General features: G+C 64.6%; 21 protein-coding genes and 1 pseudogene. 12 read left to right on the forward strand and 10 right to left on the reverse strand.

Annotated elements, in window-relative coordinates:
* Positions 1–59: 59 nt before the first annotated feature.
* Complete coding sequence (gene pgi, locus IM784_RS04430; RefSeq protein ID WP_199554028.1) at positions 60–1,598, reverse strand: glucose-6-phosphate isomerase; 1,539 nt, start codon at positions 1,596–1,598, stop codon at positions 60–62.
* A 128-nt stretch (positions 1,599–1,726) separates the two neighbouring features.
* Between pgi and lepB the strand changes: the two genes are divergently transcribed.
* From lepB to IM784_RS04470, 8 genes are read left to right on the forward strand one after another with little or no spacing between them, the layout of a single operon-like run.
* Positions 1,727–2,458, forward strand: a complete 732-nt coding sequence (lepB, locus tag IM784_RS04435) for a signal peptidase I (protein ID WP_199554029.1) — start codon at positions 1,727–1,729, stop codon at positions 2,456–2,458.
* A complete protein-coding gene (rnc, locus tag IM784_RS04440) occupies positions 2,451–3,119 on the forward strand; it encodes a ribonuclease III (protein ID WP_199554030.1) in 669 nt (222 codons plus the stop codon). The genes lepB and rnc overlap by 8 nt, the downstream gene beginning before the upstream one ends.
* Positions 3,109–4,014: a GTPase Era gene (gene era / locus IM784_RS04445; RefSeq protein ID WP_199554031.1), complete on the forward strand. Its 906-nt coding sequence runs from the start codon at positions 3,109–3,111 to the stop codon at positions 4,012–4,014. Before rnc ends, era begins: the two co-directional genes overlap by 11 nt.
* A 19-nt stretch (positions 4,015–4,033) precedes the next feature.
* Positions 4,034–4,801 (forward strand): DNA repair protein RecO, encoded by a 768-nt coding sequence (gene recO, locus IM784_RS04450; protein WP_199554032.1) that lies wholly within the window; start codon positions 4,034–4,036, stop codon positions 4,799–4,801.
* Positions 4,798–7,056, forward strand: a complete 2,259-nt coding sequence (gene parC / locus IM784_RS04455; protein WP_199554033.1) for a DNA topoisomerase IV subunit A — start codon at positions 4,798–4,800, stop codon at positions 7,054–7,056. The genes recO and parC overlap by 4 nt, the downstream gene beginning before the upstream one ends.
* Before the next feature lie 29 nt (positions 7,057–7,085).
* On the forward strand, positions 7,086–8,420 hold the full coding sequence (locus tag IM784_RS04460; protein ID WP_235976565.1) for a metal-dependent hydrolase family protein: 1,335 nt from the start codon (positions 7,086–7,088) through the stop codon (positions 8,418–8,420).
* Positions 8,417–9,727, forward strand: coding sequence for a metal-dependent hydrolase family protein (locus tag IM784_RS04465; protein ID WP_199554035.1), 1,311 nt, complete (start codon positions 8,417–8,419; stop codon positions 9,725–9,727). Before IM784_RS04460 ends, IM784_RS04465 begins: the two co-directional genes overlap by 4 nt.
* Positions 9,724–10,713 carry an alpha/beta hydrolase gene (locus IM784_RS04470; RefSeq protein ID WP_199554036.1) on the forward strand — a complete coding sequence of 330 codons (990 nt, stop codon included), beginning with the start codon at positions 9,724–9,726 and terminating at the stop codon, positions 10,711–10,713. The genes IM784_RS04465 and IM784_RS04470 overlap by 4 nt, the downstream gene beginning before the upstream one ends.
* A 72-nt stretch (positions 10,714–10,785) precedes the next feature.
* Here IM784_RS04470 and IM784_RS04475 read toward each other — a convergent pair whose 3' ends face one another.
* Complete coding sequence (locus tag IM784_RS04475) at positions 10,786–12,378, reverse strand: isocitrate lyase (protein ID WP_199554037.1); 1,593 nt, start codon at positions 12,376–12,378, stop codon at positions 10,786–10,788.
* Positions 12,379–12,520: 142 nt separating this feature from the next.
* Between IM784_RS04475 and IM784_RS04480 the strand changes: the two genes are divergently transcribed.
* Positions 12,521–13,930 (forward strand): helix-turn-helix domain-containing protein, encoded by a 1,410-nt coding sequence (locus IM784_RS04480; protein WP_199554038.1) that lies wholly within the window; start codon positions 12,521–12,523, stop codon positions 13,928–13,930.
* Positions 13,931–13,988: 58 nt separating this feature from the next.
* Here the strand turns inward: IM784_RS04480 and IM784_RS04485 are convergent, their stop codons facing one another.
* Positions 13,989–14,306, reverse strand: coding sequence for a hypothetical protein (locus IM784_RS04485; RefSeq protein WP_199554039.1), 318 nt, complete (start codon positions 14,304–14,306; stop codon positions 13,989–13,991).
* Between the two features lie 9 nt (positions 14,307–14,315).
* The gene (locus tag IM784_RS04490; RefSeq protein WP_199554040.1) at positions 14,316–15,278 is read right to left on the reverse strand and encodes a hypothetical protein; all 963 of its coding nucleotides are present in this window, start codon (positions 15,276–15,278) and stop codon (positions 14,316–14,318) included.
* Between the two features lie 103 nt (positions 15,279–15,381).
* On the opposite strand from IM784_RS04490, the gene IM784_RS04495 reads away from it, so the two are divergent.
* Positions 15,382–16,167 (forward strand): SDR family NAD(P)-dependent oxidoreductase, encoded by a 786-nt coding sequence (locus IM784_RS04495; RefSeq protein ID WP_199554041.1) that lies wholly within the window; start codon positions 15,382–15,384, stop codon positions 16,165–16,167.
* Positions 16,168–16,191: 24 nt separating this feature from the next.
* On the opposite strand, the gene uvrB is transcribed toward IM784_RS04495, so the two are convergent.
* Complete coding sequence (gene uvrB, locus IM784_RS04500) at positions 16,192–18,372, reverse strand: excinuclease ABC subunit UvrB (RefSeq protein WP_199554042.1); 2,181 nt, start codon at positions 18,370–18,372, stop codon at positions 16,192–16,194.
* A 150-nt stretch (positions 18,373–18,522) separates the two neighbouring features.
* On the opposite strand from uvrB, the pseudogene IM784_RS17000 reads away from it, so the two are divergent.
* Positions 18,523–18,588 (forward strand): annotated as a pseudogene (locus IM784_RS17000) (hypothetical protein); the annotation flags it as partial.
* Positions 18,589–18,734: 146 nt separating this feature from the next.
* On the opposite strand, the gene IM784_RS04505 reads toward IM784_RS17000, so the two are convergent.
* The gene (locus IM784_RS04505; RefSeq protein ID WP_199554043.1) at positions 18,735–20,516 is read right to left on the reverse strand and encodes a bifunctional metallophosphatase/5'-nucleotidase; all 1,782 of its coding nucleotides are present in this window, start codon (positions 20,514–20,516) and stop codon (positions 18,735–18,737) included.
* A gap of 125 nt (positions 20,517–20,641) precedes the next feature.
* Here IM784_RS04505 and IM784_RS04510 point away from each other — a divergent pair, with 125 nt between their 5' ends.
* Positions 20,642–21,208, forward strand: a complete 567-nt coding sequence (locus IM784_RS04510) for a sterol desaturase family protein (protein WP_235976511.1) — start codon at positions 20,642–20,644, stop codon at positions 21,206–21,208.
* Here the strand turns inward: IM784_RS04510 and IM784_RS04515 are convergent.
* From IM784_RS04515 to crtY, 4 genes are read right to left on the reverse strand one after another with little or no spacing between them, the layout of a single operon-like run.
* Complete coding sequence (locus IM784_RS04515; RefSeq protein WP_328799437.1) at positions 21,180–21,641, reverse strand: GNAT family N-acetyltransferase; 462 nt, start codon at positions 21,639–21,641, stop codon at positions 21,180–21,182. The genes IM784_RS04510 and IM784_RS04515 overlap by 29 nt on opposite strands.
* Positions 21,638–22,585: a phytoene/squalene synthase family protein gene (locus IM784_RS04520; protein WP_199554044.1), complete on the reverse strand. Its 948-nt coding sequence runs from the start codon at positions 22,583–22,585 to the stop codon at positions 21,638–21,640. The genes IM784_RS04515 and IM784_RS04520 overlap by 4 nt, the downstream gene beginning before the upstream one ends.
* 4 nt (positions 22,586–22,589) lie before the next feature.
* The gene (locus tag IM784_RS04525; RefSeq protein ID WP_199554166.1) at positions 22,590–24,125 is read right to left on the reverse strand and encodes a phytoene desaturase; all 1,536 of its coding nucleotides are present in this window, start codon (positions 24,123–24,125) and stop codon (positions 22,590–22,592) included.
* Positions 24,126–24,133: 8 nt separating this feature from the next.
* On the reverse strand, positions 24,134–25,294 hold the full coding sequence (gene crtY, locus IM784_RS04530) for a lycopene beta-cyclase CrtY (RefSeq protein ID WP_199554045.1): 1,161 nt from the start codon (positions 25,292–25,294) through the stop codon (positions 24,134–24,136).
* Between the last annotated feature and the right edge of the window lie 8 nt (positions 25,295–25,302).

Consider the following 25,302-nt stretch of genomic DNA (forward strand, 5'->3'; position numbering starts at 1 on the left):
TGAAGGTAGCTGGCAAGCGCAGCGAGCGCTGGATCGGGTCTGAAAACCGCGCCTCCGGTTTATGGGTTCACGTCCTGAAGTCCGGCCGCCTGCATCAACGCTTCGGTCGAAGGATCGAACCCCGCCGTTTCGCCCGCCGCCAGCTTGTTGGCCACCTGCTTGCCCAGTTCCACACCCCATTGGTCGAACGGGTTGACGCCCATCAGCACGGCTGCGCTGAACGTCCGCGCTTCATAGAAGGCGAGCAGCGCGCCGAGGCGTGCGGGCGTGAGTTCGTCGAGCAGGATCGTCGCCGAGCCGCGATTGCCGGGGAAACCCTTGGCACTGGCGAGCGCAGCGTCGCCCTTGGCTTCTGCCAGCGCTTCCTTGGCCGTTCGGCCCCGCAACAGCGCCGCCCCTTGCGCAAAACAGTTTGCCAGCAACAGCTTGTGATGGATGGGATCAAGGCTGTGCTCGGGCTTGCCCACCGCTACGAACTCGATCGGGTCGGTATGCGTGCCCTGATGCAGCAGCTGGAACACCGCGTGCTGCGCATCCGTCCCCGTCCCGCCCCAACTGATCGCTGCAGTGGGGAATGGCAGCGGCGTGCCGTCGCGCGCAACCGACTTGCCGTTCGATTCCATTTCCAGCTGCTGGAGATAGGGCGGCAGCAGGCGCAGCCGCTCGTCATAGGCGAAAATGCCGCGCGTCGGCTTGCCCAGGAACGCCGCCTGCCAGACATCGATCATTGCCGCCAGAACAGGTGCATTGGCCAGCAGGGGGGTAGAGAGGAAATGTCTGTCCATCGCATGCGCGCCGTCGAGCAGCGCCTCGAAGGCGTCCGGCCCACTGCGGATGGCCAGCGGCAAGCCAACCGCCGACCAGAGCGAGTAGCGGCCGCCTACGGATTCGGCGAACGGCAGGATATGCTCGATTCCCGCCGCCCGCGCCTTTTCCGGCGCTGCAGTCACGGCAATTACCCGCGAAATCGGATCCGGCACGTCATTGGCCTGCAGCCAATCCAGCGCCGACTTCAGGTTGGTGAGCGTTTCCTGGGTCGTGAAGGTCTTGGACACGGCGATCAGCAGGGTTTCTGCCGGATCGGCCGCGGCGAATGCGCGCGCCAGCGCCGCACCATCGATGTTCGCGGCGACATGCACTTCGGGGCCGTCCGAACGAGTGCCCAGCGCATCGACCAGCAGATGCGGGCCCAGCGCCGAGCCGCCGATGCCGATATGGATCAGATGGCGAACCGGCCCCAGCTCGCCCGCACGCACCTTGCGGGCCATTTCCAGCAGGGGCGCCTGCTCTGCCCGCAACTTCGGATCGCGCAACTGCATATGCGTTGCGGCCCGCTGTTCTGACTGGTTTACGACCTCGCCCGCCGCAAGTTTCCGCCACCATGCAGAGAGGTCAGCCTCGATCGCCAGTCCTGCCAGCGCCTGCATCTGCATGCCGGAGACAGGCAGCTTGCTGAAATCGAAGACGATGCCGTCGACCTTCGGCGACATGGTGGTGAGCCGGTCAGGCTCCTCGTGGAACAACTCCAAAACAGGAAGTTGCGGGGCTTGGGCGAGTTTCCGGAGCAGGCTCCAGGCAGTGGTCTGATGCGGCAACATAGGCGACTGGTAGCGCAAAGCTTCGGCGCTTTCGAGGGGTCGACTGTCGCACGGGATTCCCTTGGGGGCTGCCGGCGCGTGCAGGCAGAAGCTTGACAGGCCCGTGCCCCGGCGCCACGCGAAGCGTCATGGATTCCACCTATGCCTGCCAAGACGACCGCGCCCGCCATGTGGCAGCCGGAGAGCGTCTGGCGGCGGTGCTGGTGCCCGCCATCAAGCTGATCGGCGCCGCCCTGCTGATAGCGCTCGCGCTTCGGTCCTTCGTGGTACAGCCCTTTGCCATCCCCTCCGGTTCGATGTCTCCTGAGCTCAAAGCCGGTGATTTTGTGCTGGTCGACAAGGCCGCCTATGGATGGAACCTTGCCTCGCTGCCGCTGGTGCGACCGGTGACAGTGGAAAACCCCGATTCAACCCGTCGGGTGTTGGGGAAACAGGTAAATGCCGGGGATGTGGTTGTTTTCGTCGCTCCGGACGGGCGCGACTATGTGAAGCGCGTGGTCGCTTCCGGCGGCGATCGGGTGTCGCTGCATGATGGGCAGCTGATCCTGAACGGCAGGCGGGTGGATTGCGTGCCGGCGGAAAATGGCCTGTGTCGCGAGATCCTGCCCAATGGCCAAAGCCACCTCATTCGCACCGGCCCGGGCGGGCCGCTTTCCGAATATGCCGAAGTTGTAGTTCCCGCCGGCCACTATTTCGTGCTGGGCGACAACCGCAATGCCAGCGCCGACAGCCGCCTTTCGCGTGCCGATGGCGGCGTGGGAATGGTGGCAGACGGGCAGATTTTCGGAAAGGCCTCGCGCATCTTCTTTTCCGCCCAGGACAAGGTGAGATGGCGCCGGATCGGGCAATCCATTGACTGAGCGATCCACCGAATGGGCGCGCGAGGCGCTGGGCGTTTCGCTGACAGACGGCGACCTCCTGCTGCGTGCGCTGACGCACAAGAGCGTTGGGCCGGACAATTATGAGCGACTGGAGTTCCTGGGCGACCGGATCCTGGGCGCGGTGATCGCTGACTGGCTGTATGCCGACTTTCCGAAGGAGCCCGAGGGCAAGCTGACCCGGCGCTTCCATCAATTGGTGAGCCGCGACAGCTGCGCCAGAATCGCAAGACAGGTCGGCGTGCCTTCCGTCGTTCGGCTGGGCCAGCAGGCGCGCGCCGACGGCGGCGCCGACAGCGAGAATATCCTAGGCGATGTGATGGAGGCGCTGCTGGGCGCCGTCTATCTCGAACAGGGGATGGACAGCGCCCGGGGAGTCATCCGCCGCCTGTGGGCAGCAGAGGTGAGCAGCGCCACCGAGGCGCCCAAGCACCCCAAGATGCAGCTTCAGGAATGGGCGGCTGCCAACAATCTGAAATCGCCTGTCTATCGGCTGCTGGGGCGCAGCGGACCGCACCACAGCCCGCGCTTCCGGGTGGCGCTCGCCATTTCCGACCTGCCATCTGTCGAGGCCGAAGGCACATCCAAGCAGGAGGCCGAGACGTTGGCCGCGCGCGCATTCCTGGAGGCCCATGCAGTCTGAAACTGCCACCCGCTGCGGCGTGGTCGCGCTGATCGGTGCGCCGAACGCCGGCAAGTCGACGCTGGTGAATGCCATCGTCGGGCAGAAGGTGGCGATCGTCAGCCCCAAGGTGCAGACCACGCGTGTGCGGCTGACCGGGGTAGCGCTGGAAGGCGAGGCGCAACTGCTGCTGGTGGATACGCCGGGCGTGTTCCAGCCCCGCCGCCGGCTGGACCGGGCGATGGTGCAAAACGCCTGGGAAGGGGCGGCCGACGCGGATGTCATCCTGGCGCTGGTGGATTCGAAGGCAGGGCTGCGTACCGAGGTGAAGGCTCTGCTGGCGACGCTGGCCGAACGGCGCGAGCCGAAATGGCTGGTGCTGAACAAGGTCGATATCGCCGACAAGGAGCGCCTGCTGGGGCTGGTGGCGGAAGCAAACGCGTTGGCGCCGTTCGACGAGACCTTCATGGTCTCGGCGCTTTCCGGTGACGGCGTTGCCGATCTGAAATCGGCGCTGGCAAAAACAGTGCCGCAAGGGCCCTGGCTGTTTCCGGAAGACCAGCTTTCCGATGCGCCTGCGCGGTTGATGGCGACCGAACTCGTCCGCGAGCAGCTGTTCCTGCAGCTTGGGCAAGAGCTTCCCTATTCGGTAGCCGTGATCGCCGAGAAGTTCGAGGAACGCGCCGACGGCTCGGCCGCCGTCCATGCACAGATCCTTGTGGAGCGCGACAGCCAGAAGGCGATTGTTGTCGGCGCCAAAGGTTCGCGCGTGAAGGCCATCGGAGAGGCTGCGCGCAAGGAAATGACCGAACTTCTGGGGCGGCCCGTCCACCTGTTCCTGCATGTGAAGGTGAAGCCCGGCTGGGCCGATGACCGCCACACCTGGCGCGACCTGGGGATGGACTGGGTGGAGTGACCGCAAAGCGGACACGCCAATGCTGACCTTCGAGGACGAAGCGCTGGTGCTGACCGCCCTGCCTCACGGCGAGAACGGCGCCGTGGTGCGCTTCCTGTCGATGCAGGGTGGATTGCGCTCGGGCTTTGTGGCGGGAGCACGGGGCAAGGCGAAGCGTGCCGTCCTGCATCCCGGCAACCGCGTGGAGCTGGCGCTGAAGGCGCGGGCCGAAGGGCAGCTGGCCAGCGCAACGGTAGAGCTGGTGGAAAGCCGCGCGCTGCTGGCGTTCGAGCCGCAACCGGCAGCAATATTGGCGTGGCTCACGGCGATTTCAGCAGCGGCTTTGGCCGAGGAGGTTCCACATCCTCGCCTCGCCGGTGCGCTGGACGCGCTGCTTTCAGGCCTTGCTGCAGGCCTCACCGGCAGCGAGGCGACATCTGCACTGGCGCGCTATGAACTGCTGTTGCTGGAGGAAGAGGGTTTCGGGCTCGACCTGAGCGCCTGCGCGCTGGGAGGATCGACAGATGATCTGGCCTTCGTGAGTCCGAAGAGCGGACGGGCCGTCAGCCGCGCGCAAGCCGCCGGCCAGCCATGGGAGCGGCAGTTGCTGCCCCTGCCGGGTTTCCTGCTGCACGGCGGTGGGAGCACTGTGGCGGAAGCGGCGGAGGCACTGGCGCTGACGGGGCATTTCCTGGCGCGGCACTGGCTCCATGGCGAGCTGCTGGAAGGGTTGCGGCGGCGGGCAATTGCGGGAACATCGCCTGAACAGTTGGCAGCGCGCGGGGAGCCTCCTAAAGCCTCTCCATGACCACCGATGCCGACGCAGGAATCATTGAAGCCCCCTTTGGCGACGCGCTTTCCGAACGCTATCTCGTCTATGCCCTGAGCACGATCACCGCGCGCTCGCTGCCCGATGTCCGCGACGGGCTGAAGCCGGTGCACCGCCGCCTGCTGTGGGCGATGCGTCTGCTGAAGCTGGACCCGGCGAACGCACCCAAGAAATGCGCCCGCGTGGTCGGCGACGTGATCGGCAAATATCATCCACATGGCGACACCGCAGTCTATGACGCGATGGTCCGCCTCGCGCAGGATTTCGCGCTGCGGTACCCGCTGGTCGAGGGGCAGGGGAACTTCGGCAACATCGACGGCGATAACGCCGCCGCCATGCGCTACACCGAGGCCCGGCTGACGCGCGCCGCCATCCTGCTGATGGAAGGAGTGGACGACGAGACGGTCGCCTTCAAGCCCACCTACAATGGCGAAGAGGAAGAGCCGGAAGTGTTCCCGGCGGCCTTCCCGAACCTGCTGGCGAACGGCGCCACCGGAATCGCCGTGGGTATGGCGACCTCCATCCCGCCGCACAATGTGGCCGAGATCGCTGCGGCGGCGAACTTGCTGCTGGATGATCCGGCGGTAAATCTCGCCACCTTGATGGCGATGATGCCAGGACCGGACTTCCCGACCGGTGGCATCATCGTGGAGCCACGCGAGAGCCTGATCGAGGCCTATGCGACCGGGCGCGGCGGCGTTCGCTTGCGGGCGCGCTGGTCTGTCGAGGAGCTCGGGCGCGGCACCTGGTCCATCGTCGTCAGCGAGATCCCGTGGGGCGTGCAGAAGGGCCGGCTGATCGAGCAGATCGCCCAGCTGATCGCCGACAAGAAGCTGCCCATACTGGAAGACGTCCGCGACGAGAGCGACGCCGAGATCCGGCTGGTCCTCGAGCCGCGCTCGCGGAACGTCGATCCCGAACAGCTGATGGAGGGGCTGTTTCGCCTGACCGATCTGGAAACGCGCATTTCCATCAATCTGAACGTGCTGCTGCCCGACCGGACGCCAAAGGTGCTGGGGCTGCGCGCGCTGCTGCAGGCGTGGCTGGATCACCGGCAGGACGTGCTGGTGAAGGCCAGCCGCCATCGCCTGAGCGAGATCGTAGACCGGCTGGAGCTGCTCGCCGGCTATATCATCGCCTACCTGAACCTCGACGAGGTCATCCGCATCATCCGCACCGAGGATGAACCCAAGCCGGTGCTGATGGCCGCCTTCCAGCTGACGGAGCGGCAGGCCGAAGCGATCCTGAACATGCGCCTGCGCAGTTTGCGCAAGCTGGAGGAAATGGAACTTCGCCGCGAGCAGGAGAAGCTGCAGGCCGAGCGCGAGGACCTGGATGCGTTGGTCGGCTCGACCGCAAGGCAGAAGACCGCGCTAAAGAAGCAGCTGGCGGCGCTGATGAAGGAGTTCGGCGGCGCAACGGCCATCGGCAAGCGCCGTTCCGACTTTGCCGATGCGCCCGTCGTGGCCGCGATCAGCCGGGAATCGATGATCGAGCGCGAGGCCGTCACCGTCATCATCTCGCAGCGGAACTGGATTCGCGCGCAGAAGGGCCATGCGGACCTCGGCCAGCTGGACGGACTGAAATTCAAGGAAGGCGACGGGCTTTCCCGCGCCTTCCACGCCGAAACGACCGACCGCATCCTGCTGGCGGCTTCGGGCGGCCGCTTCTTCACCGTGCTCGCCAACGATCTGCCGGGCGGGCGCGGTTTCGGCGAACCGCTGTCGCTGATGGTCGATTGGCCGCAGGGCGAAGACATCATCGCCGCCCTGCCCTTCAAGCCGGGTCTGAAGTTGCTGCTGGCGGCAACGGATGGGCGCGGTTTTGTTGCCAATGCAGACGAGCTGCTTGCCGAAACCCGCAAGGGCCGGCAGGTCGTGAACCTGAAGGCAGACCCCACAGGAAAGAACGGGCCAAAATTCGCCTTCATCCGCCCGATCGGCGACGGGCACGACCATGTGGCGGTGATCGGCGACAACCGGAAACTGCTGGTTTTCCCGCTGGAGGCGCTGCCGGAAATGGCGCGCGGGCAAGGCGTGGCGCTGCAGAAATACAAGGACGGCGGGCTTTCCGACGTGATGACGCTGAAACTGGCGGATGGGCTCAGCTGGAAGCTGCAGGGCGAATCGGCGCGCACGCGCACGGAAACCGACCTGACGCCCTGGCTCGGCTCGCGGGCTGCCGCCGGACGCTTGCCTCCACAGGGCTTCCCGAAGGATAACCGCTTCCAGTAGCAGGGTTTCGGGAGTTGTAGGGGAGAGTGATGCTGAAGACCGGGATAACAGCAGCGCTGCTGCTGATGTCGACACTGGTTCAGGCGGCGGAGACTCCGGCCGAGACGCTCTTCCGAAATGTTCGCGTCTATGACGGCAGGGGAGACGCTCTGTCCGCTCCCACCTCCGTGCTGGTGCGCGGCAACCAGATCGCCGCAATCGGGGCCGGCGCAACGGCAGCCGCCGGGGCGAAGGTGATCGATGGCGATGGCCGTACGCTGATGCCGGGCCTGATCGACGCCCACTGGCACGCGATGTTCGTTCGCCCCACACCCCAGCAGATGCTGACGGGCGACATCGGCTTTGCCAACATCCAGGCCGGCGCCGAGGCCACTGCCACGCTGATGCGCGGCTTCACGACGGTGCGCGATGCAGGCGGCCCCGTGTTCGGGCTGAAGCAGGCGATCGATGCAGATCTGGTGGCCGGACCACGGATCTGGCCCTCGGGCGCGATGATCACCGTCACCAGCGGCCACGGCGATTTCCGCCAGACCAGCGAAATCCCGCGCGACAGCTCGCAGCCGCTGTCGCGTATGGAAGTGCTGGGCGCCGCTATGGTAGCCGACAGCCCCGACATGGTCCGCCAGCGGGTGCGCGAGCAACTGATGCTGGGTGCCAGCCAGATCAAGCTGACCGCGGGGGGCGGGGTCTCGTCTCCCCACAGCCCGCTGGATGTATCCACCTTCACCACGGAAGAGCTGAAGGCAGCGGTGGAGGCGGCCGACAACTGGGGCACCTATGTGATGGTGCACGCCTATACGCCCGCTGCCGTCCGCCGCGCGATCGACGCCGGCGTACGCGTGATCGAACATGCGCATCTGATCGATGATGCGACGGCCAAATATATGGCGGAAAAGCGCATCTGGCTTTCTTCGCAGCCGATCACCGAAGTGGATTTCGGCGGCATGTTCCCGCCCGGCAGCGATCAGGATCTGAAGGCGAGGATGGTGTTCACCGGCACCGACAACCTCTTCAGGCTGGTGAAGAAATACAAGCTGCACATGAGCTTCGGCACCGATGTGCTCTTCTCCGAGGCCATGGGGCGGCGGCAGGGCGCCATGCTGGTCGGCATGAACCGCTGGTTCACGCCCGCCGAGGTGCTTCGGCAGGCCACCTCCTCCAACGGCGAACTGCTGGCATTGTCCGGCAAGCGCGCACCCTATCAGGGCAAGTTGGGTGTCGTGGAGGTAGGCGCGCTGGCCGACCTTCTGCTGGTGGAGGGCGACCCCATCAGCAATTTGTCGCTGCTGGCGGATGCCGACCGGAATTTCCGCGTCATCATGAAGGATGGCAGGATCTACAAGAACAACCTGGAGGCAGAATGATGCGCGCGGTTACGCTGCTCGCCATCCCGACGCTGTGCCTGGCCGCCCCCGCGCTGGCCGATATCCGCTTCAGCAATGTGCGGGTGTTCGATGGCACCAGCGCCCGGCTTTCAGCGCCGACGGACGTGCTGGTGGTCGGCAATCGAATCGAGGCCATCGGCCCTGCGGCCCGTTCCGCCGGCGGCGCGACCGTGATCGACGGCAGGGGCCGCACGCTGATGCCGGGCCTGATCGACGTGCATGTCCACCTGACGTTCGGCGCCCTCACCATGCCGCAGCTGATGTCGCCCGACCTTACCCCCGCCTCTGCCGAAGCGGCGGCGGCGGAGCAGGCGAAGGCGATGCTGCTGCGCGGCTTTACCAGCGTGCGCGATGTGGGCGGCCCGATCTGGGGGCTGAAGGCCGGCATCGACAAGGGCAGCTATCAGGGCCCCCGCATCTGGCCTTCGGGCGCGACCATCAGCCAGACAGGCGGGCACGGCGATTTCCGCACGCCGGCCGAGCGCTCGCGCCGCTATTTCGGCAAGGCGTCCCGCGCCGAGGAGCTTGGAGCGACCTTCATCGCCGACGGCCGCGACGATGTGCTGACCGCCACCCGCGAAAACCTGCGCTTCGGCGCCAGCCAGATCAAGCTGATGGCAGGCGGCGGCACTTCCTCGGAATATGATCCCGTCGACGTCACCCAATATACGCTGGACGAAATGAAGGCGGCGGTGGAGGCCGCCGACGACTGGAACACCTACGTGACTGTCCACGCCTATACCGACAAGGCCGTGCGACGCGCCGTCGAGGCCGGTGTGAAGTGCATCGAACATGGCCAGATGATGTCCGAAGACACGCTGAAGCTGCTGCGCGATCGCGGCGTATGGCTGTCGCTGCAGGTGCTGCGCGAAACCACGCCCGACATGTCGCCACAGCGTGCGGAAAAGCGCAAACCGGTAATTGAGGGCCAGCCGCGCGTTTGGGAGACAGCCAAAAACCTGGGCGTGAAGCTGGCCTGGGGAACCGATTTCCTGTTCGAGCCGGCGCTGAACAGCACACAAAACGCGAACCTGCTGGAACTGAAGCAATGGTTCACGCCAGCTGAAATCCTGAAGCTCGCCACCCACGACAATGCCCAGCTGCTGGCGCTTTCCGGTCCGCGCTCGCCCTATCCGGGAAAGCTGGGCGTGGTGGAGGAAGGGGCGCTGGCTGACCTGATCCTGGTGGATGGCGACCCCATCGCCAACATCGCGCTGGTGGCGGACCCGGGCAAGAATTTCCGTGTTATCGTGAAGGACGGCAAGATCGTGAAGAACAACCTGTGAGTGTATCCAGACTATTGCTGGCGGCGCTGCTTGCGGTCGCCGCCCCGGCTGCAGCCCAGGAACCCGCAACGCCACCCCGCTATCAGATGCCCAACAGCGAGGTGTGGCGCATTCCGGCAAAGGCGCTGGGGCGCGAGTATGAATATGTCGTCAACCTGCCGCTGGGTTATGCTTCCAACCCCGAGCGCCGCTATCCCGTGTTGATGTACACCGATGCGCCGCAGAGCATCGCCCTTATCAACGGCATGCATCGTCGCCTGCGCGCCAGCGAACGGGGCTTGCAGGATGCCATTATCGTTGGCCTGGGCTATGCCGTGGGCGACAGCGGCGAATACAGCCGCCGCCGCGACTATACCCCTACGGCCCATGGCGACATCGATGCCGTTTCCGACATGCCCGGCCGCCAGGTCGCCTATGGCGAGGCAGAGGGTTATCGCCAGCACCTGAAGAACGAGCTGTTTCCCGAGCTGGAGCGCCGCTATCGGATCGACCCCGCCCGCCGCACCTATCTGGGGCACAGCTATGGGGGCCTGTTCGGCATGCACATCCTGCTGAACGATCCGTCGATGTTTCAGCAGTATGTGCTGATCTCCCCGTCGCTCTGGTATGATCGCCGCCTGATGATCGCCCGCGAGCGTGGCTACGCGATGCGCCACAAGGACATGCCGGCTAAGGTATTCTTCATGATCGGCGGCGAGGAAACCGTGCCCGACCCCGACACCGAGCCGCATTCCGCCAGCCGCATGGCGATGGTGGAGGACATGGCGGAAATGGTGCGCAACCTGGAATCGCGCAACTACCCCGGCCTTTCGGTGAAGCAGCAGGTTTTCCCCGGCGAGGACCATGGCTCCGTCTATGTGCCGGCCGTCCGCGCCGGGCTGGAATGGGCGTTGCCGGGCAGCGGCAAGAGCGAGCACAAGCCATGCCTCGATGCGGCGGGAAAGCCGATCGCCAATTGCCGCATGCCCTGGGCGCCGCGCGACTGAAGCGCCCCGACTGAAGCATGAGAAAGGGCCGGCGCCTCCCAACGCCGGCCCTCCCCTCCTCCCCGGTAACAGCTAGGCGAACTGGTTCATCGTGTTGTGCGTGCCGCCGGCCTTCAGCGCGGCTTCGCCGGCGAAATATTCCTTGTGGTCGTCGCCGATGTCCGAGCCGGACATGTTCTGGTGCTTCACGCAGGCGATGCCCTGCCGGATCTCGGCCCTCTGCACATTCTTCACATAGCCCAGCATCCCCTGCTCGCCGAAATATTCACGGGCGAGATTGTCGGTGGAGAGCGCCGCCGTGTGATAGGTGGGCAGCGTGATCAGGTGGTGGAAGATGCCGGCGCGCGCCGCCGCATCGCGCTGGAAGGTGCGGATGCGCTCGTCTGCTTCGGCTGCCAGATCGGTCTGGTCATAGATCACGCTCATCAGGTTGGCGCGATCATAGGCCGACACGTCCTTGCCGGCCTTGGCCCAGGCGTCGAACACCTGCTGGCGGAAGTTCAGCGTCCAGTTGAAGCTGGGCGAATTGTTATAGACCAGCTTGGCGTTGGGGATCACTTCGCGGATACGGTCCACCATCGAAGCGATCTGCTCGATGTGCGGCTTTTCGGTTTCGATCCACAACAGGTCGGCGCCGTTCTGCAGGCTGTTGATGCAATCCAGCACGCAACGATCTGCACCGGTGCCTTCGCGGAACTGGAACAGGTTGGAGGCAAGGCGCTTCGGACGCATCAGCTTGCCATCGCGGTTGATCACCACGTCGCCGTTGCGGGCGGTCGCCGGGTCGATCTCTTCGCAATCGAGGAAGCTGTTATACTGGTCGCCGATGTCGCCCGGTTCCTTGGAATAGGCGATCTGCTTCGTGAGGCCCGCGCCCAGCGAGTCCGTGCGGGTTACGATGATGCCGTCCTCCACGCCCAGTTCCAGGAAGGCGTAGCGGCAAGCCCGGACTTTGGCGAGGAAGTCCTCATGCGGGACGGTCACCTTGCCGTCCTGGTGACCGCACTGCTTCTCGTCGGAGACCTGGTTTTCGATCTGCAGGGCGCAGGCGCCTGCCTCGATCATCTTCTTCGCGAGCAGATAGGTAGCTTCGGCATTGCCAAAGCCGGCGTCGATGTCGGCGATGATCGGCACCACGTGCGTCTCATAGTTGTCGATCGCGTCCAGCAGCACTTTTTCCTTCGCACCGTCGCCGGCTGCGCGGGCCTTGTCCAGATCGCGGAACAGGCCTCCCAGCTCGCGCGCGTCGGCCTGCTTCAGGAAGGTGTACAGCTCTTCGATCAGGGCCGGCACACTGGTCTTCTCGTGCATGGACTGGTCGGGCAGCGGACCGAAGTCCGAACGCAGCGCGGCAACCATCCACCCCGACAGATAGAGGTAGCGGCGCTTGGTGGTGCCGAAATGCTTCTTGATGGCGATCAGCTTCTGCTGGCCGATGAAGCCGTGCCAGCAGCCGAGCGACTGGGTGTATTGCGCCGGATCGGCATCATAGGCGGCCATGTCGCGGCGCATGATTGCGGCGGTATAGCGGGCAATGTCCAGCCCGGAGCGGAAGCGGTTCTGCAGCTGCATACGGGCAACAGCCTCGGCGCCGATACCGTCCCAGGTGCCGCCCTTGGAAGCGATGAGATCGCGGGTGGAAGCAACGGTCTCGGAATAGGTCATCTCGGGGCTCCTGCGGCCTGAAAGAGTGGATGCACCCGGAATAGATCGGGAATTTCCCCTGCAGAACCGCTGTTTCGTTCAGCTGTAAAACTTTACAAACAGCAGTTGTAATGTTGTAAGGACGAGCACGACAGGAGCGGTGATGGCGCAGGACAGCAGATATATCGGCCCACGTCTGCGCCGGCTCAGGCGGGATCTCGGCCTGACACAGGCCAACATGGCGACCGATCTCGATATCTCGCCCTCTTATGTCGCCCTACTGGAGCGAAACCAGCGCCCGTTGACGGCGGACCTGCTGATCCGGCTGGCGCAGACCTATCAGCTCGATATCGCCCGCCTCGCAGGCGATGGCGGTGCCGAGCAGCAATCGCGGCTGGACTCCGTGCTGAAGGATCCGATCTTCGCCGATATCGACCTGCCGCCGATGGAGGCCGCCGACGTCGCCGCCAACTATCCCGCCTTCACCGAAGCCCTGCTGCGTCTGCACACCGCCTGGCGCGAAGAGCAGCTGGCACTGGCCGACCGCAGTGCAGAGGGCGAAGGCAGCGGTCGCAGTGGCTCGGAACCGCCCGATCCGGTCGCGGAATCGCGCCGCTTCCTGGCCGCGCGCCGAAACTGCTTCCCGCCCCTGGACGACGCCGCCGAGCGCATGGCTGCCACCATTGCCCAGGCCGAAGGGCTGCGTGGCTATCTGCGGGCTCGCCACGGCCTGAAGGTGCGCCGCTTGCCCTCCGACGTGATGATGGGCGCAATCCGCCGTCTCAACCATCATGGCCGCGAAGTGCAGTTGGACGATCAGCTCGACAATGCCAGCCAGAGCTTTCAGCTCGCCCTGCAACTCACCTACCTGGAGCTGAAGTCCGACATTGACGCCCAGCTCCGCGACGGCCAGTTCGAAACGGAAAACGGTCGCCGGCTGACGCACCGGGCACTGGCCAGCTATGCGGCGGCCGCGATCCTGATGCCCTACACCGCCTTCGCCCGCGCCGCGGACCAGCGCCACTATGATGTAGAGGCGCTGGGCCGCCAGTTCGGCGCCAGCTTCGAACAGGCCGCGCACCGTCTGACCACCCTGCAGAAGCCCGGTCACGCCCGCGTGCCCTTTTTCTTCCTCCGCGTCGATCAGGCTGGCAACGTCTCCAAGCGTCTGGACGGCGCCGGCTTTCCCTTTGCACGCCACGGCGGTGGCTGCCCGCTGTGGAGCGTGCACCAGGTGTTCCGCACACCCCGCCAGATCGTCGCCCAATGGATCGAACTCCCGGACGGTCAGCGATTTTTCTCTGTCGCCCGCACCGTCACACAGGGAATAGGCGGCTTCGGCACCCCCCGCGCGGAACGGGCCATTGCGCTCGTCTGCGCCGAGGAACATGCAGCCCGGCTGATCTATGCCCGCGCCATTCCGGGGCCGGAGGCAGCAACGCCCATCGGCATCAGCTGCCGCCTTTGCCATCGCGCCGACTGCACATCCCGCGCCGCGCCACCCATCGGCCGCGACATGCTGCCAGACGACTACCGGCGCACCAGCGCGCCCTTCGGTTTCTCAGACGGCTAGGATGTGAATCCCTAAACGGGCCGCGACACTATTGGTCACCCGTGCAAGGTGCGACTTTTCAGCCGACCAGCTTCTCGACGACGGCGAGCACAGCCTCGGCCGCCTTCAGCGCTTCGGTGACCGCCCCCTCATTGTCAGGGTTCGCTAGCGAGACGAGGCCGCCCGCCTCAAACACGCGCTTCACCAGATCGTCCGGCACCGATGGCAGGGTTCCGGCCGCCAGATGCGCCGCCAGCTTTTTCATCGCCTCGTTCGCGCGAATCCGTGCCCGCGTTGCCCGGACCGCAAGCTGCGGCGAATCAAGGCGGGTCGAGAGCCGGGCAAGGCTGTCGCGCAGGCTGGCAAGGGCAGAGGCAAGCTGGATGCCGTCGGACATGGGAGGCTCCTACAGGAAGGCGCGCAGCACGGCGGCGACGCTGCTGAGCGCCTGCGACAGGCGGGCGCGGGCGATTCGCGCCATTTCCTTGCGGTCGGCGGCGGTAAGGTTCCTGTTCTGCAGGATGCGATCATAGTCGGCATGCGCAAGCTGCATCGCGTTCAGCGCCTTGGAGAGTTCGGTAGGAAGCGCGCCCGCAGCGTCGCGGCGATCTTTCAGCTCGGCCCAGTTGGTAAGGAAGGCGCGATAGTCCGTATCGGGCGCATTCCTGCTCAGCTGACGGCTGCGGGTGAGAAAGGCGGCGTCAACGGTATCCAGATCGGATTGCAGCGCCAGCTTTGCCCAGTTGTTGAGATCTGTCTCCAGCAGCGTAATCGTGCGCGATACGTCCCCTGACTTGCCCTCCAGTTGCCGCAAACGCGCGGCCTGATCGCGCTCTTGCGCAAGCGTGCCAATCAGGCCGACCAGCCCGGCGGCCGCCTCGCGCTGCTCGTCGGTGACGCGCGGTTCCGCAACACCGGCCACGCTGGAGACGACCCCGGCGATGCCCTGTGCATCGATAAGCGCGTTGGACAGCATCGTGCCGCTATCGTCCGGTGCTTCCGAAACGATATCATCCACGCTGGAGAGATAGGCGACCAACCCATCGATCAGCGAAATGGTCGGTGACAGCCTGGCCCGGTCGATGACGACGAAATCGACCCCCGGCTCGGCGGCCTTGGCGCAAAGCCCGCTTGCCTCGGGCGCGGTGGCAATGCGAACCTCCGGCCAGCGGCAGCCGCGATCGGCAACGGCAAGCTCGATCGAAGCTTCGCGGCTGGTCGCTGCGACTTCGTTCAGCAGTGCGCGCGAAGCAGCTGTGGCCGGTGCACCCGCTGCCACCAGCGCCCCACCGCGTTCCACGGTAAGCGCATTCTGCGCCGTGCACGCCGGCAGCAGCAGCACAAGCGCCACTGTGGTCCATCGCCGCATGAAAGCCTCCCTACCGCCCCGCATACATATGGTTAACATATCCGCCATGGCAGGTCACCACAGCGGTACCGATATGCAAACCGGCTCAGACAGGAGAAAGAACATGGATCTGCAACTGAACGGCAGGACGGCGCTGGTGACCGGATCTACGGCCGGCATCGGGCTCGCAATCGCCGGGCGGCTCGCAGCCGAGGGCGCAAGCGTGCTGATCTCCGGGCGCGACCGGGCCAAGCTGGATGCCGCCGCGCAGGAAGTTTCGGGAAAGGGCGAGGTGCGCGCCGTCCTTGCCGATGCCGGCACGGCGGAAGGCTGTGCGGAGTTGATTGCCGCCCAGCCCGACGTCGACATACTGGTGAACAACCTTGGCATCTACGAGGCGAAACCCTTTGCCGAGATCAGCGATGCCGACTGGCTGCGCTTCTTTGAGATCAATGTGCTGAGCGGCGTGCGGCTGGCACGCCACTATTTTCCCCGCATGCTGGAACGCAAGCAGGGCCGCATCATCTTCATCGCCAGCGAGAGCGGCGTCGTGATCCCCGGCGAGATGATCCACTATGGCACCACAAAAACTGCTCAGCTCGCCATCGCCCGCGGCCTTGCCGAGCAGACACGCGGCACCGGCGTAACGGTGAATTCGGTGATGCCCGGGCCGACGCGATCCGAAGGCATCGTCGAGTTCATCCGCTCCACCGTGGGCGACAGCCAAGCCTCTCCCGCCGAGCTTGAAGCCGAATTCTTTGCGAAGATGCGCCCGCTGTCGTTGATCCGCCGGCTGATTGAAGCAGACGAAATCGCCGCCACGGTTGCCTTTCTGGCGAGCCCGCTGGCCGCGGCCACCAACGGCGCGGCGATCCGGGCCGAGGGCGGGATCGTGCCGACGATAGCCTGACGTTCGGGAGCTTGATGCGCCCGCTCAGCGGCCGCGCGGGCGGCCTTTCACCTTGCCCCAGCGGTTGGTGCGGGTGCCGGGGCGGCCTGCGTCCGCCCTGCCCTTCACCGGCGCCGCGCGCTCTGTCTTGATGCCCAGCTCGTCGGCCTCCAGCCGCCGGATTTCGTCGCGGATGCGGGCAGCTTCCTCAAACTCGAGGTCGGCGGCGGCGGCCTCCATCTTCTTCTCGAGGTCGGCGATATAGGCCTTCAGATTGTGCCCGACGAGGTGCGGCGTATCCTCGTCGATCTCGACCGTCAGATGATCCTTGTTGGAAACATGCGCGACGATGTCGGCGATCGCTTTCTTCACGGTCGCCGGTGTGATCCCGTGCTCGGCATTATAGGCCATCTGCTTGTTGCGGCGGCGCTCGGTTTCGGCGAGCGCCCTGTCCATGCTGCCGGTGCGATGGTCGGCATAGAGGATCACCCTGCCCTCCACATTGCGGGCGGCGCGGCCGATGGTCTGCACCAGGCTGGTCTCGGAGCGGAGAAATCCTTCCTTGTCGGCGTCGAGGATGCAGACGAGGCCGCATTCGGGAATATCCAGACCTTCGCGCAGCAGGTTGATGCCGATGAGCACGTCATAGACACCCATGCGCAAGTCGCGGATCAGCTCGATCCGCTCCAATGTCTCCACATCGGAATGCATATAGCGCACCCGCATGCCCGCTTCGTGCAGGAACTCGGTCAGATCCTCCGCCATCTTCTTGGTAAGCGTGGTGACCAGCGTGCGATAGCCCTTCGCCGCTGTCGCCTTGGCTTCGGCGATCAGGTCATCCACCTGATCCTCGATGGGGCGGATTTCCACAGGCGGGTCGATCAACCCTGTCGGGCGGATCACCTGCTCCACGAACACGCCGCCGGTCTGTGCCATCTCCCAATTGCCGGGCGTCGCCGAAACACTGACCGTCTGCGGGCGCATCAGGTCCCACTCCTCGAACTTCAGCGGCCGGTTGTCGACGCAGCTGGGCAGGCGGAAGCCATATTCGGCCAGGGTCACCTTGCGCACGCGGTCCCCGCGCGACATGCCGCCAATCTGCGGCACCGTCACATGGCTTTCGTCCACGAACAGCAGGGCGTTTTCAGGCAGGTATTCGAAGAGTGTCGGCGGTGGCTCGCCGGGCAGGCGCCCAGTCAGGAAGCGGCTGTAATTCTCGATGCCGGCACAGCTGCCCGTTGCGGCAATCATTTCCAGATCGAAGTTGGTGCGCTGCTCCAGCCGCTGATATTCCAGCAGCTTGCCTTCCGCCTCCATCTCCTTCAGCCGCTCGGTCAGTTCGTGCCGGATGGCTTCCGTCGCCTGCTTCAGCGTCGGGCCGGGCGTCACATAGTGGCTGTTGGCATAGATTTTCACGCTGTCCAGGCTGGCGATGCGGTTGCCTGTCAGCGGGTCGAACTCGGTAATGCCCTCGATCTCGTCCCCGAAAAAGCCGATCCGCCAGGCCATGTCCTCATAGTGCGACGGGAAGATCTCCAGCGTATCGCCCTTCATGCGAAAGCTTCCCCGCGCAAAGGCCATCTCGTTGCGCTTGTATTGCAGCGCCACCAGCTTCCGCACGATCTCGCGCGGATCGATGGTCATGCCCTTCTTCAGGCTGAAGGTCATTGCCGAATAGGTTTCAACAGAACCGATGCCATAGAGACACGACACCGAGGCGACGATCAGCACATCGTCCCGCTCCAGCAGCGATCGGGTGGCCGAATGGCGCATGCGGTCAATGGCCTCGTTCACCGAGCTTTCCTTCTCGATGTAGGTATCGGTCCGCGGCACATAGGCCTCGGGCTGGTAATAATCGTAATAGCTGACGAAATATTCGACCGCATTGTCCGGGAAGAAGCTCTTGAACTCTCCATAGAGTTGCGCGGCAAGAATCTTGTTCGGCGCCAGGATCAGCGCCGGTCTTTGCAGCTGTTCGATCACCTTCGCCATGGTGAAGGTCTTGCCGGACCCGGTCACGCCCAGCAGCACCTGATCCTTCTCGCCGCTTTCAGCCTGCGCCACCAGTTCGGCTATGGCAGCCGGCTGATCGCCCGCCGGCTGATAGTCCGACTGCAACACAAAGCGCCGCCCCCCTTCCGACTTCTCCGGGCGTGCCGGCCGATTGGGAACGAAATCCGCCGCCAGCGGAACATCTGCAAGGCTGGTGCGAATCGCTATGGCCATGGCCGCAATCTAGGTGTTCCCGCTTCGTTCTAAAAGGGGATACGCACAACCAAGCCTGGCAGCAGATAATAGCCATCGTTGCATATTTTGGTTGGCTGCCGCAGACATGCATCCGGGCCGGGGGCCACCAACCGGAAAGAAGGGCGAGGCATGGAACTGGAAGGCAAGGTAGCACTGGTGACCGGGGCCTCGACCGGGCTTGGAGAAGCCGCAGCAAGACGTCTGGCGGCCGAGGGCGCGCGGATCGTGGTGAATGGTCCAGCAATGTCACCGGCCAGTCCATACTGCTCGGCACGGATGACTTCCGCGAAGGCCTGTCTGCCGCGCGGGAAAAGAGGGCGGCCACCTTTTCCGGTAGATGATCAGCCGGCGGGTCGATCCAGCCGGGTGACGCGGTCGGCGGTCGGCGGCGCGACGGGTTTGCCCTTTCCAAGATACGCCTCCAGCGCCTCGACATCCCGCCCACCCACACGCGCATCCTTGCCTGCCCGGAAGCTGCTGAAGCCGTCGCCGCCTCCTGCGAGAAAGTTGTTTACCGTAACGCGATAGGTGGCAGCCAGCTCCAGCGGCTTGCCGTTGACACGAATCGCGCTGGTTCGCTCGCCCGCCGGGCGACGCATGTCGTAGATATAGCGCAAGGAGGCGGAGGTACTCATCACATGCGGGAGTTTGCCGTCGCCGAACTGCTGCTCCAGAACCGCTTTCAACTCTGCACCCGTCAGGCTCATCGTCACCAGGTCATTGGCGAAGGGCTGCGAGGCGAATAGCTGCCCATAGGTGATGCCGCCATCGGCAGCCGGCACCAGATCCGCTCGAACGCCGCCCGGGTTGATCAGCGCGATGACTGCCCCTCCCCTGCCCGGCGCCGAGGTGGCGGCCAACTGGGCGTCGGCCACAAGATTCCCCATCACGCTCTCGCCTGACGCAGCAGGCTGGCGCACGGCCGGCGCCGTCATCTTGCCGACCACCCGCGACACAAGCGCGGCCGACGCGTTCTCATAACGGCTAACAATAGCCTGCACGTCGGTATCAGCGGCAAATCGGGGGTATGCGTCAGTCGGTTCAACGCGGCCGCTGCTGCTGGCGAAGCCGATACTTTGCACCACCACCTGTCGCGCGCTGTGCGAAACGACGTCGCCACTGGATGGGTCGATCTTCAGCCGGATGTCGGTAAGAAGGGTGCCATATTTGCCGGCGCTGGTCAGCAGCACAGGTGCGCGGCCGGGCGCCCCACCCACTTCGCAGATATAGGCACGGTGGGTGTGGCCAGACACGACCAGATCAACAGCGGGATCAAGGGCTTGGAGGATCGGCACGATTGGCCCGGAAAGCCCTGCACAGGCTTCAAGCGGCTTGGACGTTGTAACGCCACCTTCGTGAAGAAGGACGACGATGGTGTTCACACCCTGTGCCTTCAGCCCCGGAATCAGGGCGTTGATCGTCTCGGCTTCGGGCGTGAAGTGCACGCCGGCGAGACCAGCGGAGGAAACGATCTGAGCCGTTCCCTTCAGCGTCAGCCCGATGAAGCCGATTTTCACGGCAGCCGCGCCCGTGCCGATGGTACGGATCCCCACCGCAGGAAACAGGGTGGAACCATCCGGATTCACCGAATTCGCAGCCAGAAACTCGAACTTCGCGCCTGGAAAATTCGGGCTCAGCTGGCACGGCTCGCGCGTGCCGTTCTTTTCGCAACCGCCTTGCGCCAGCCGCTTCAGCTCCTTGCTGCCGCGGTCGAACTCATGGTTGCCGACCGCATTGAAATCGATCCCGATGGAATTCATCACTTCGATCGTCGGCTCATCCAGAAACAGGCCCGACGTCAGTGGAGAAGCGCCCACCATGTCGCCCGCCGAGACGACCAGGGTGTTCGGGCCCTCCGCCTTTGCCTTGCGAATGGCATCGGCGAACCATGCTGCACCGCCGGCAGGTATGCGCACGCTGCCACCATCGGGCAGCGGCGCCTCGATATCGATCCCCGGGGGAAGCAGGTTGCCGTGGAAATCGTTGAAGGCGATGATGCGAACTTCAGTCGACGGCGGCGGCGGCGCTGCCGTCCTGGTCGGCGGGTTGCTCGCGCAAGCCGTCATAGCCAGGAATCCGGCGCCCAGCATCAGTGCGCGCACCCTGTTCAAACTTTTCGCCATCCGGAATTCTCTCAGCATCAATTTCGCATGCAAGCCGCCCTATCGCTGTCTTGTTGCGAACAGGCAATCGCCCCGCTGCATGCCGCGACTTTTCATGCACGCCACACAGGTCTAAGGGCACAGCCATGCCGTTCGATATTCCCGTCTGGGCCGGAATCCTGCTCTTCGTCGCCACCGTCCTGACGATGGAAGTCGTCGCAATCTACGGCCACAAATATGTGATGCACGGCCCCGGCTGGATCCTGCACAAATCCCACCACACGGCGCGACACGGCTGGTTCGAGTGGAACGACCTCTACGGTGTGCTCGGCGCTGCCGTCTCCATCTCGCTGTTCTGGCTGGGCGTGCAGGAAAACTGGGGCAGCTTCTATGTGTGGCTGGCGGCAGGCATTACCGGCTATGGCGCCATCTATTTCGGCTTCCACGACATCATCGTCCACCGCCGGATCGAAACCGGATATGTGCCCCGCTCCAGCTACATGAAGCGGATCGTGCAGGCGCACCGGCTGCACCATGTGGTTGAATCCAGGGAAGGCACCGTCAGCTTCGGCTTTATCTGGGCGCCGCCCATCGACGAGCTGAAACGCGAATTGGCCGAAAATGCCCGCACCGGCAAAGCGGTTGTGCGGCAGAACCCCGTCGGCCGCAACATGGCGGGCCCGCCTAGAGCCTCAGATGCAGGAACTGGTTGAAATCGCTGGCTTCATAGCCCGCGAAGGCTTCCCCATTGGCAAACCCCCGCTTGCAGTAAAGCGCCAGTGCCGGCTCGAACGCGTCGCCTGAGCCGGTTTCAAGGCTTAGCCGGGCGCAGCCGCTGTCGCGAGCGGCGGCGATGATGGCTTCCAGCACCGCAGCGCCGGCACCCCGGCGCAGGAAGTCGGGATGCGTGCGCATGGATTTCACTTCACCATTGCCGTCGTCCAGCAGTTTCAGCGCCCCGATCGCCGCAAGACGCTCGCCCTCCCAGGCAGTCCAGACGCGGATGTCAGGCGTCTCGAGGCCCGAAAGATCCAGCGCAAAGCTATGGCCCGGCGGCGAACTGGCCTGCATCCCGGCGAGGTGGTGGCGCAAAAGCGCACGAGTCTGATCGGCTGTCAGATCATCCCGCGCAACGCGGAAGCTCACTCGAAATCCGGCGTCCACAAGCCGGTGCGGTCGGGCGAAGTGGAGACGCGGATGTTGCGTTTCCAGATCGCTTCCGGCGTGGCCAGCGCCACCGCGATCAGCTTGTCCCTTCGGCGGGTATAAGCGCGCTGCTCCAGCGCCTGCGGACCTTGCCCGCGCACCTTTCGGCCGATGTCGCCATAGATTTGCGCGGCGGAAAGCACCGCCCAGGCCTGCCGGTTCCGAAGCGCCGGAACGCCATGCGCGGCGGAAGCCTCATACCGTTCCGCCAGGTCGACAAGGCGGGTAACAACACGATGCAGCGCCTCCCGGTTCGCCGGATCGGCATGCGTTTCCACCGTCAGCCCGGCCTCCGCCAGCCAGTCCGACGGCAGGTAGCAGCGGCCACGCGCGGCATCCTCCGCGACGTCGCGGGCGATATTGTTCAGCTGGAACGAGAGGCCCAGATCAGAGGCGCGCGTCAGCGTCGCGTGATTGCCAGCGGGCACGCCCATCACGATCGCCATCATCACACCCACGCAGCCGGCCACATGGTAGCAATAGGTAAGCAGGTCGTTCTCGGTAACGACAGGCTTCCAGTCCACGTCCATCGCGAAACCGTCGATCAGGTCATGCGCATAGCGCGGCGGCATACCGGTTTCGGCAGCCACCCGCGCCAGCGCATCGAAGGCCGGCTCGCCAGTCTCCTCGCCGGCTAGCGCACGGTCGGTGAAATCGCGCAACCGCGCCAGCCGTTCCCCCGGCGTGCTCCCCCAGATCGCCCAGTCGTGCGCACCTTCGCCCAGATATTGCCCGTCGATCACATCGTCGCAGTGGCGGCACCAGGCATAGAGCAGCGTGGCGCGATCCCGCGTACCGCCGTCGAACAGCCGGCTCGCCAGCGCAAAGCTCTTGGAGCCCTTGGCGATGGCCTCATGGGCGGCGAGGAGCACGGCGTCGGTCATCGGCCTATTGCGCGGCCTCCAGCTGTGGCCCGCCGTTCGAAGGCCATACCGGCCGCGGCGCGCCCAGATCTTCCAGCATCAGCTTGGCGGTGGCCTTGGCCGAACCGACGACGCCCGGAATGCCCGCACCCGGATGCGTCCCAGCGCCGACAAAATACAGGTTCTTCAACTCGTCATCACGGTTGTGGGTGCGGAAATAGGCCGATTGCCACAGCACCGGCTCCAGGCTGAAGGCCGAACCCAGATGCGCCCCCAGCTCGGTGCGGAAGCCGTCCGGCGTCAGCGTCGACATCGTCACAAGATCATCCCTCAGCCCTGGAATCAGCCTCTTTTCCAGGTAGTTGAGAATGCTCTCGGCATATTTCGGCCCCACCACCGACCAGTCCACCGGCAGCTTGCCAAGGTGCGGCACCGGCGACAGCACATAGAAGCCCGACATCCCTTCGGGCGCCATCGAAGGATCAGTGGCGGTGGGATGATGCAGATAGAGCGAGAAATCGTCAGCCAGCCCGCCGCCCGAATAGATGTCGGCCAGCAGCTCCTTGTAGCGCGGGCCGAACAGGATCGTGTGATGCGGGATATCGGCGCGAAACTTCTTCAGCCCGAAATAGATGACGAACAGCGACGGCGAAAAGCTGCGCCGCATCATCGATTTCGCCATCTTCCGCCCACGCGGATGGTGGCCCAGCAACTCCTTATAGGTGGTCACCACATCGCCATTCGACGCCACGGCATCGAACTTCAATTCGGTGCCGTCGGCCAGCGTCACCCCCATCACATGCCCGGCCGCCGCCTCAATCGATTGCACCTTCTGGTTCATGCGGACTTCGCCGCCCAGATCCTGAAACAGCTTCAGCAATCCGCGCACCAGCGCATGCGTACCGCCGCGCGGGAACCAGACGCCCCATTTCTTCTCCAGCGCATGGATCAGCGCATAGATGGACGAGGTCTTGAACGGATTGCCGCCCACCAACAGCGTGTGAAAGCTCAGCGCCTGCCGCAGCTGCTCGTCCTCCACAAAGCTCGCCACCATCGAATAGACCGAGCGCCAGGCCTGATATTTCATCAGGCTCGGCGCTGCTTCCAGCATCGAGCGGAAGTCGAGAAACGCTTCGTGCCCGAGCTTCACATAGCCTTCGTCGAACACGCCCTGCGAATATTCCATGAAGCGGCGATAACCCTCCACGTCCTTCGGGTTCTTCTCGGCGATCTGCCGATAGAGCAGCTCATCGTCGTTGGAGTAATCGAAGACGCGGCCATCTTCCCACATAAGCCGGTAAAAGGGCGTGACAGGCATCAGCTCGACATAATCGGCGATATTCCGGCCGGAGAGCTGGAATAGCTCCTCCAGGCAGGTCGGATCGGTAACCACCGTCGGCCCGGCATCAAATTTGAAGCCCTGCGTTTCATAGACATAGGCACGCCCGCCGGGCTTGTCCCGCGCTTCGATCAACGTCGTCTGGATGCCTGCCGTCTGCAGGCGGATGGCCAGCGCCAGCCCGCCGAAACCGCTTCCGATAACTGCTGCCGTGCGCTGCATCTTGATCTTCAACCCTTCAGTATCCCGCGGATCGCCCGCGGTATCGGTATCGGCGGTTTTCCGGTGAGGATCCGCATCTTGTCCAGCATGCTGCTATGACCAGCATAGAAGCGTCCGACAAGGCCGCCGTTCAACGTGTAGAAGCGCTCCAGGATCTGCCTGCGCTCCTCCGGATAGGCAGCGCGGAACAGCATCTTGTTGAGAAGCCGATAGAAACCACGCGATTCCCATGTCTCTATCGCATAGGTGCGCACGGCCCGATCGATCGCGACGGCGGAAAGGTCTGGCAATTTGGCCACATGCAGCGCCAGCCGCACGGCGTCGGGAAAGCTGTAGCCAGTGACAGGATGGAACAGCCCGGCCGCCATCCCAACCGGCGCGATTCCTTCCGGTGAGCTCGCCAGATGCGCGCGGATATCACCATCGATTGCAATGGGCAGCACGCCGTCCTCGTCGCGCAAGGTCCGGATGATGCGCCAGCCCTGCTCTGCCGCATAGGCGTGGATTCGCGCCACGATCGTCTCGCGGTCCAGCGCCGGGCCGTCGGCATAATAGGTATCCTCGATCAGCGCCGTCGTCGGCGTGAACGGCAGGGTATAGACGAAGCGATAGCCGTCATGCTGGTCTATGGTCGCGTCCATGATGATCGGCCCGGTCAGGCCATGCGGCTCGGCCAGCTCCACTTCCAGGCCGACAAACTTCTGGAACCCCAGCTCCAGATGCGGCGCCTCCCGCTGCCCCCGTGCATCCAGCACGGCCTCTGCCGTAATTGTGCGTTGATCGGCCAGTGTGACACTATTCGGGTTGATCGCGCTGACGGGCACGCCCAGAAAGCGCGCGTGGGCCGGCAGTGTCGCTTCCAGCGCTTCATGCAACTTGTGCGAGAAGGCGGATTGGTACCCCTGCTCCAGCTGCCGTCTATAGCTCGGAAACCGCACCTCATAGTGCGGCCAGCTGCAGGCGATCAGCGGAGCTGCGATATCCGCCCCCTCCTCGCTCAGGTCGGCCCGAAAGCTGGACCAGGTATGGTTGCCACCGAATTGCTCGCCGGATTCGATGATGCCCACCCGCACCTTCGGCCGATGCTTCGCCAGAGCCAGCGCGATCAACCCCGCCGAAAGGCCGCCCCCCACAAGAAGCAGGTCGAAATGCGGAAGCGTCCCAGTCACAAAGTCGC

Origin of the sequence: Sandaracinobacteroides hominis (genome assembly GCF_016464365.1) — a bacterium.
Classification (GTDB): domain Bacteria; phylum Pseudomonadota; class Alphaproteobacteria; order Sphingomonadales; family Sphingomonadaceae; genus Sandaracinobacteroides; species Sandaracinobacteroides hominis.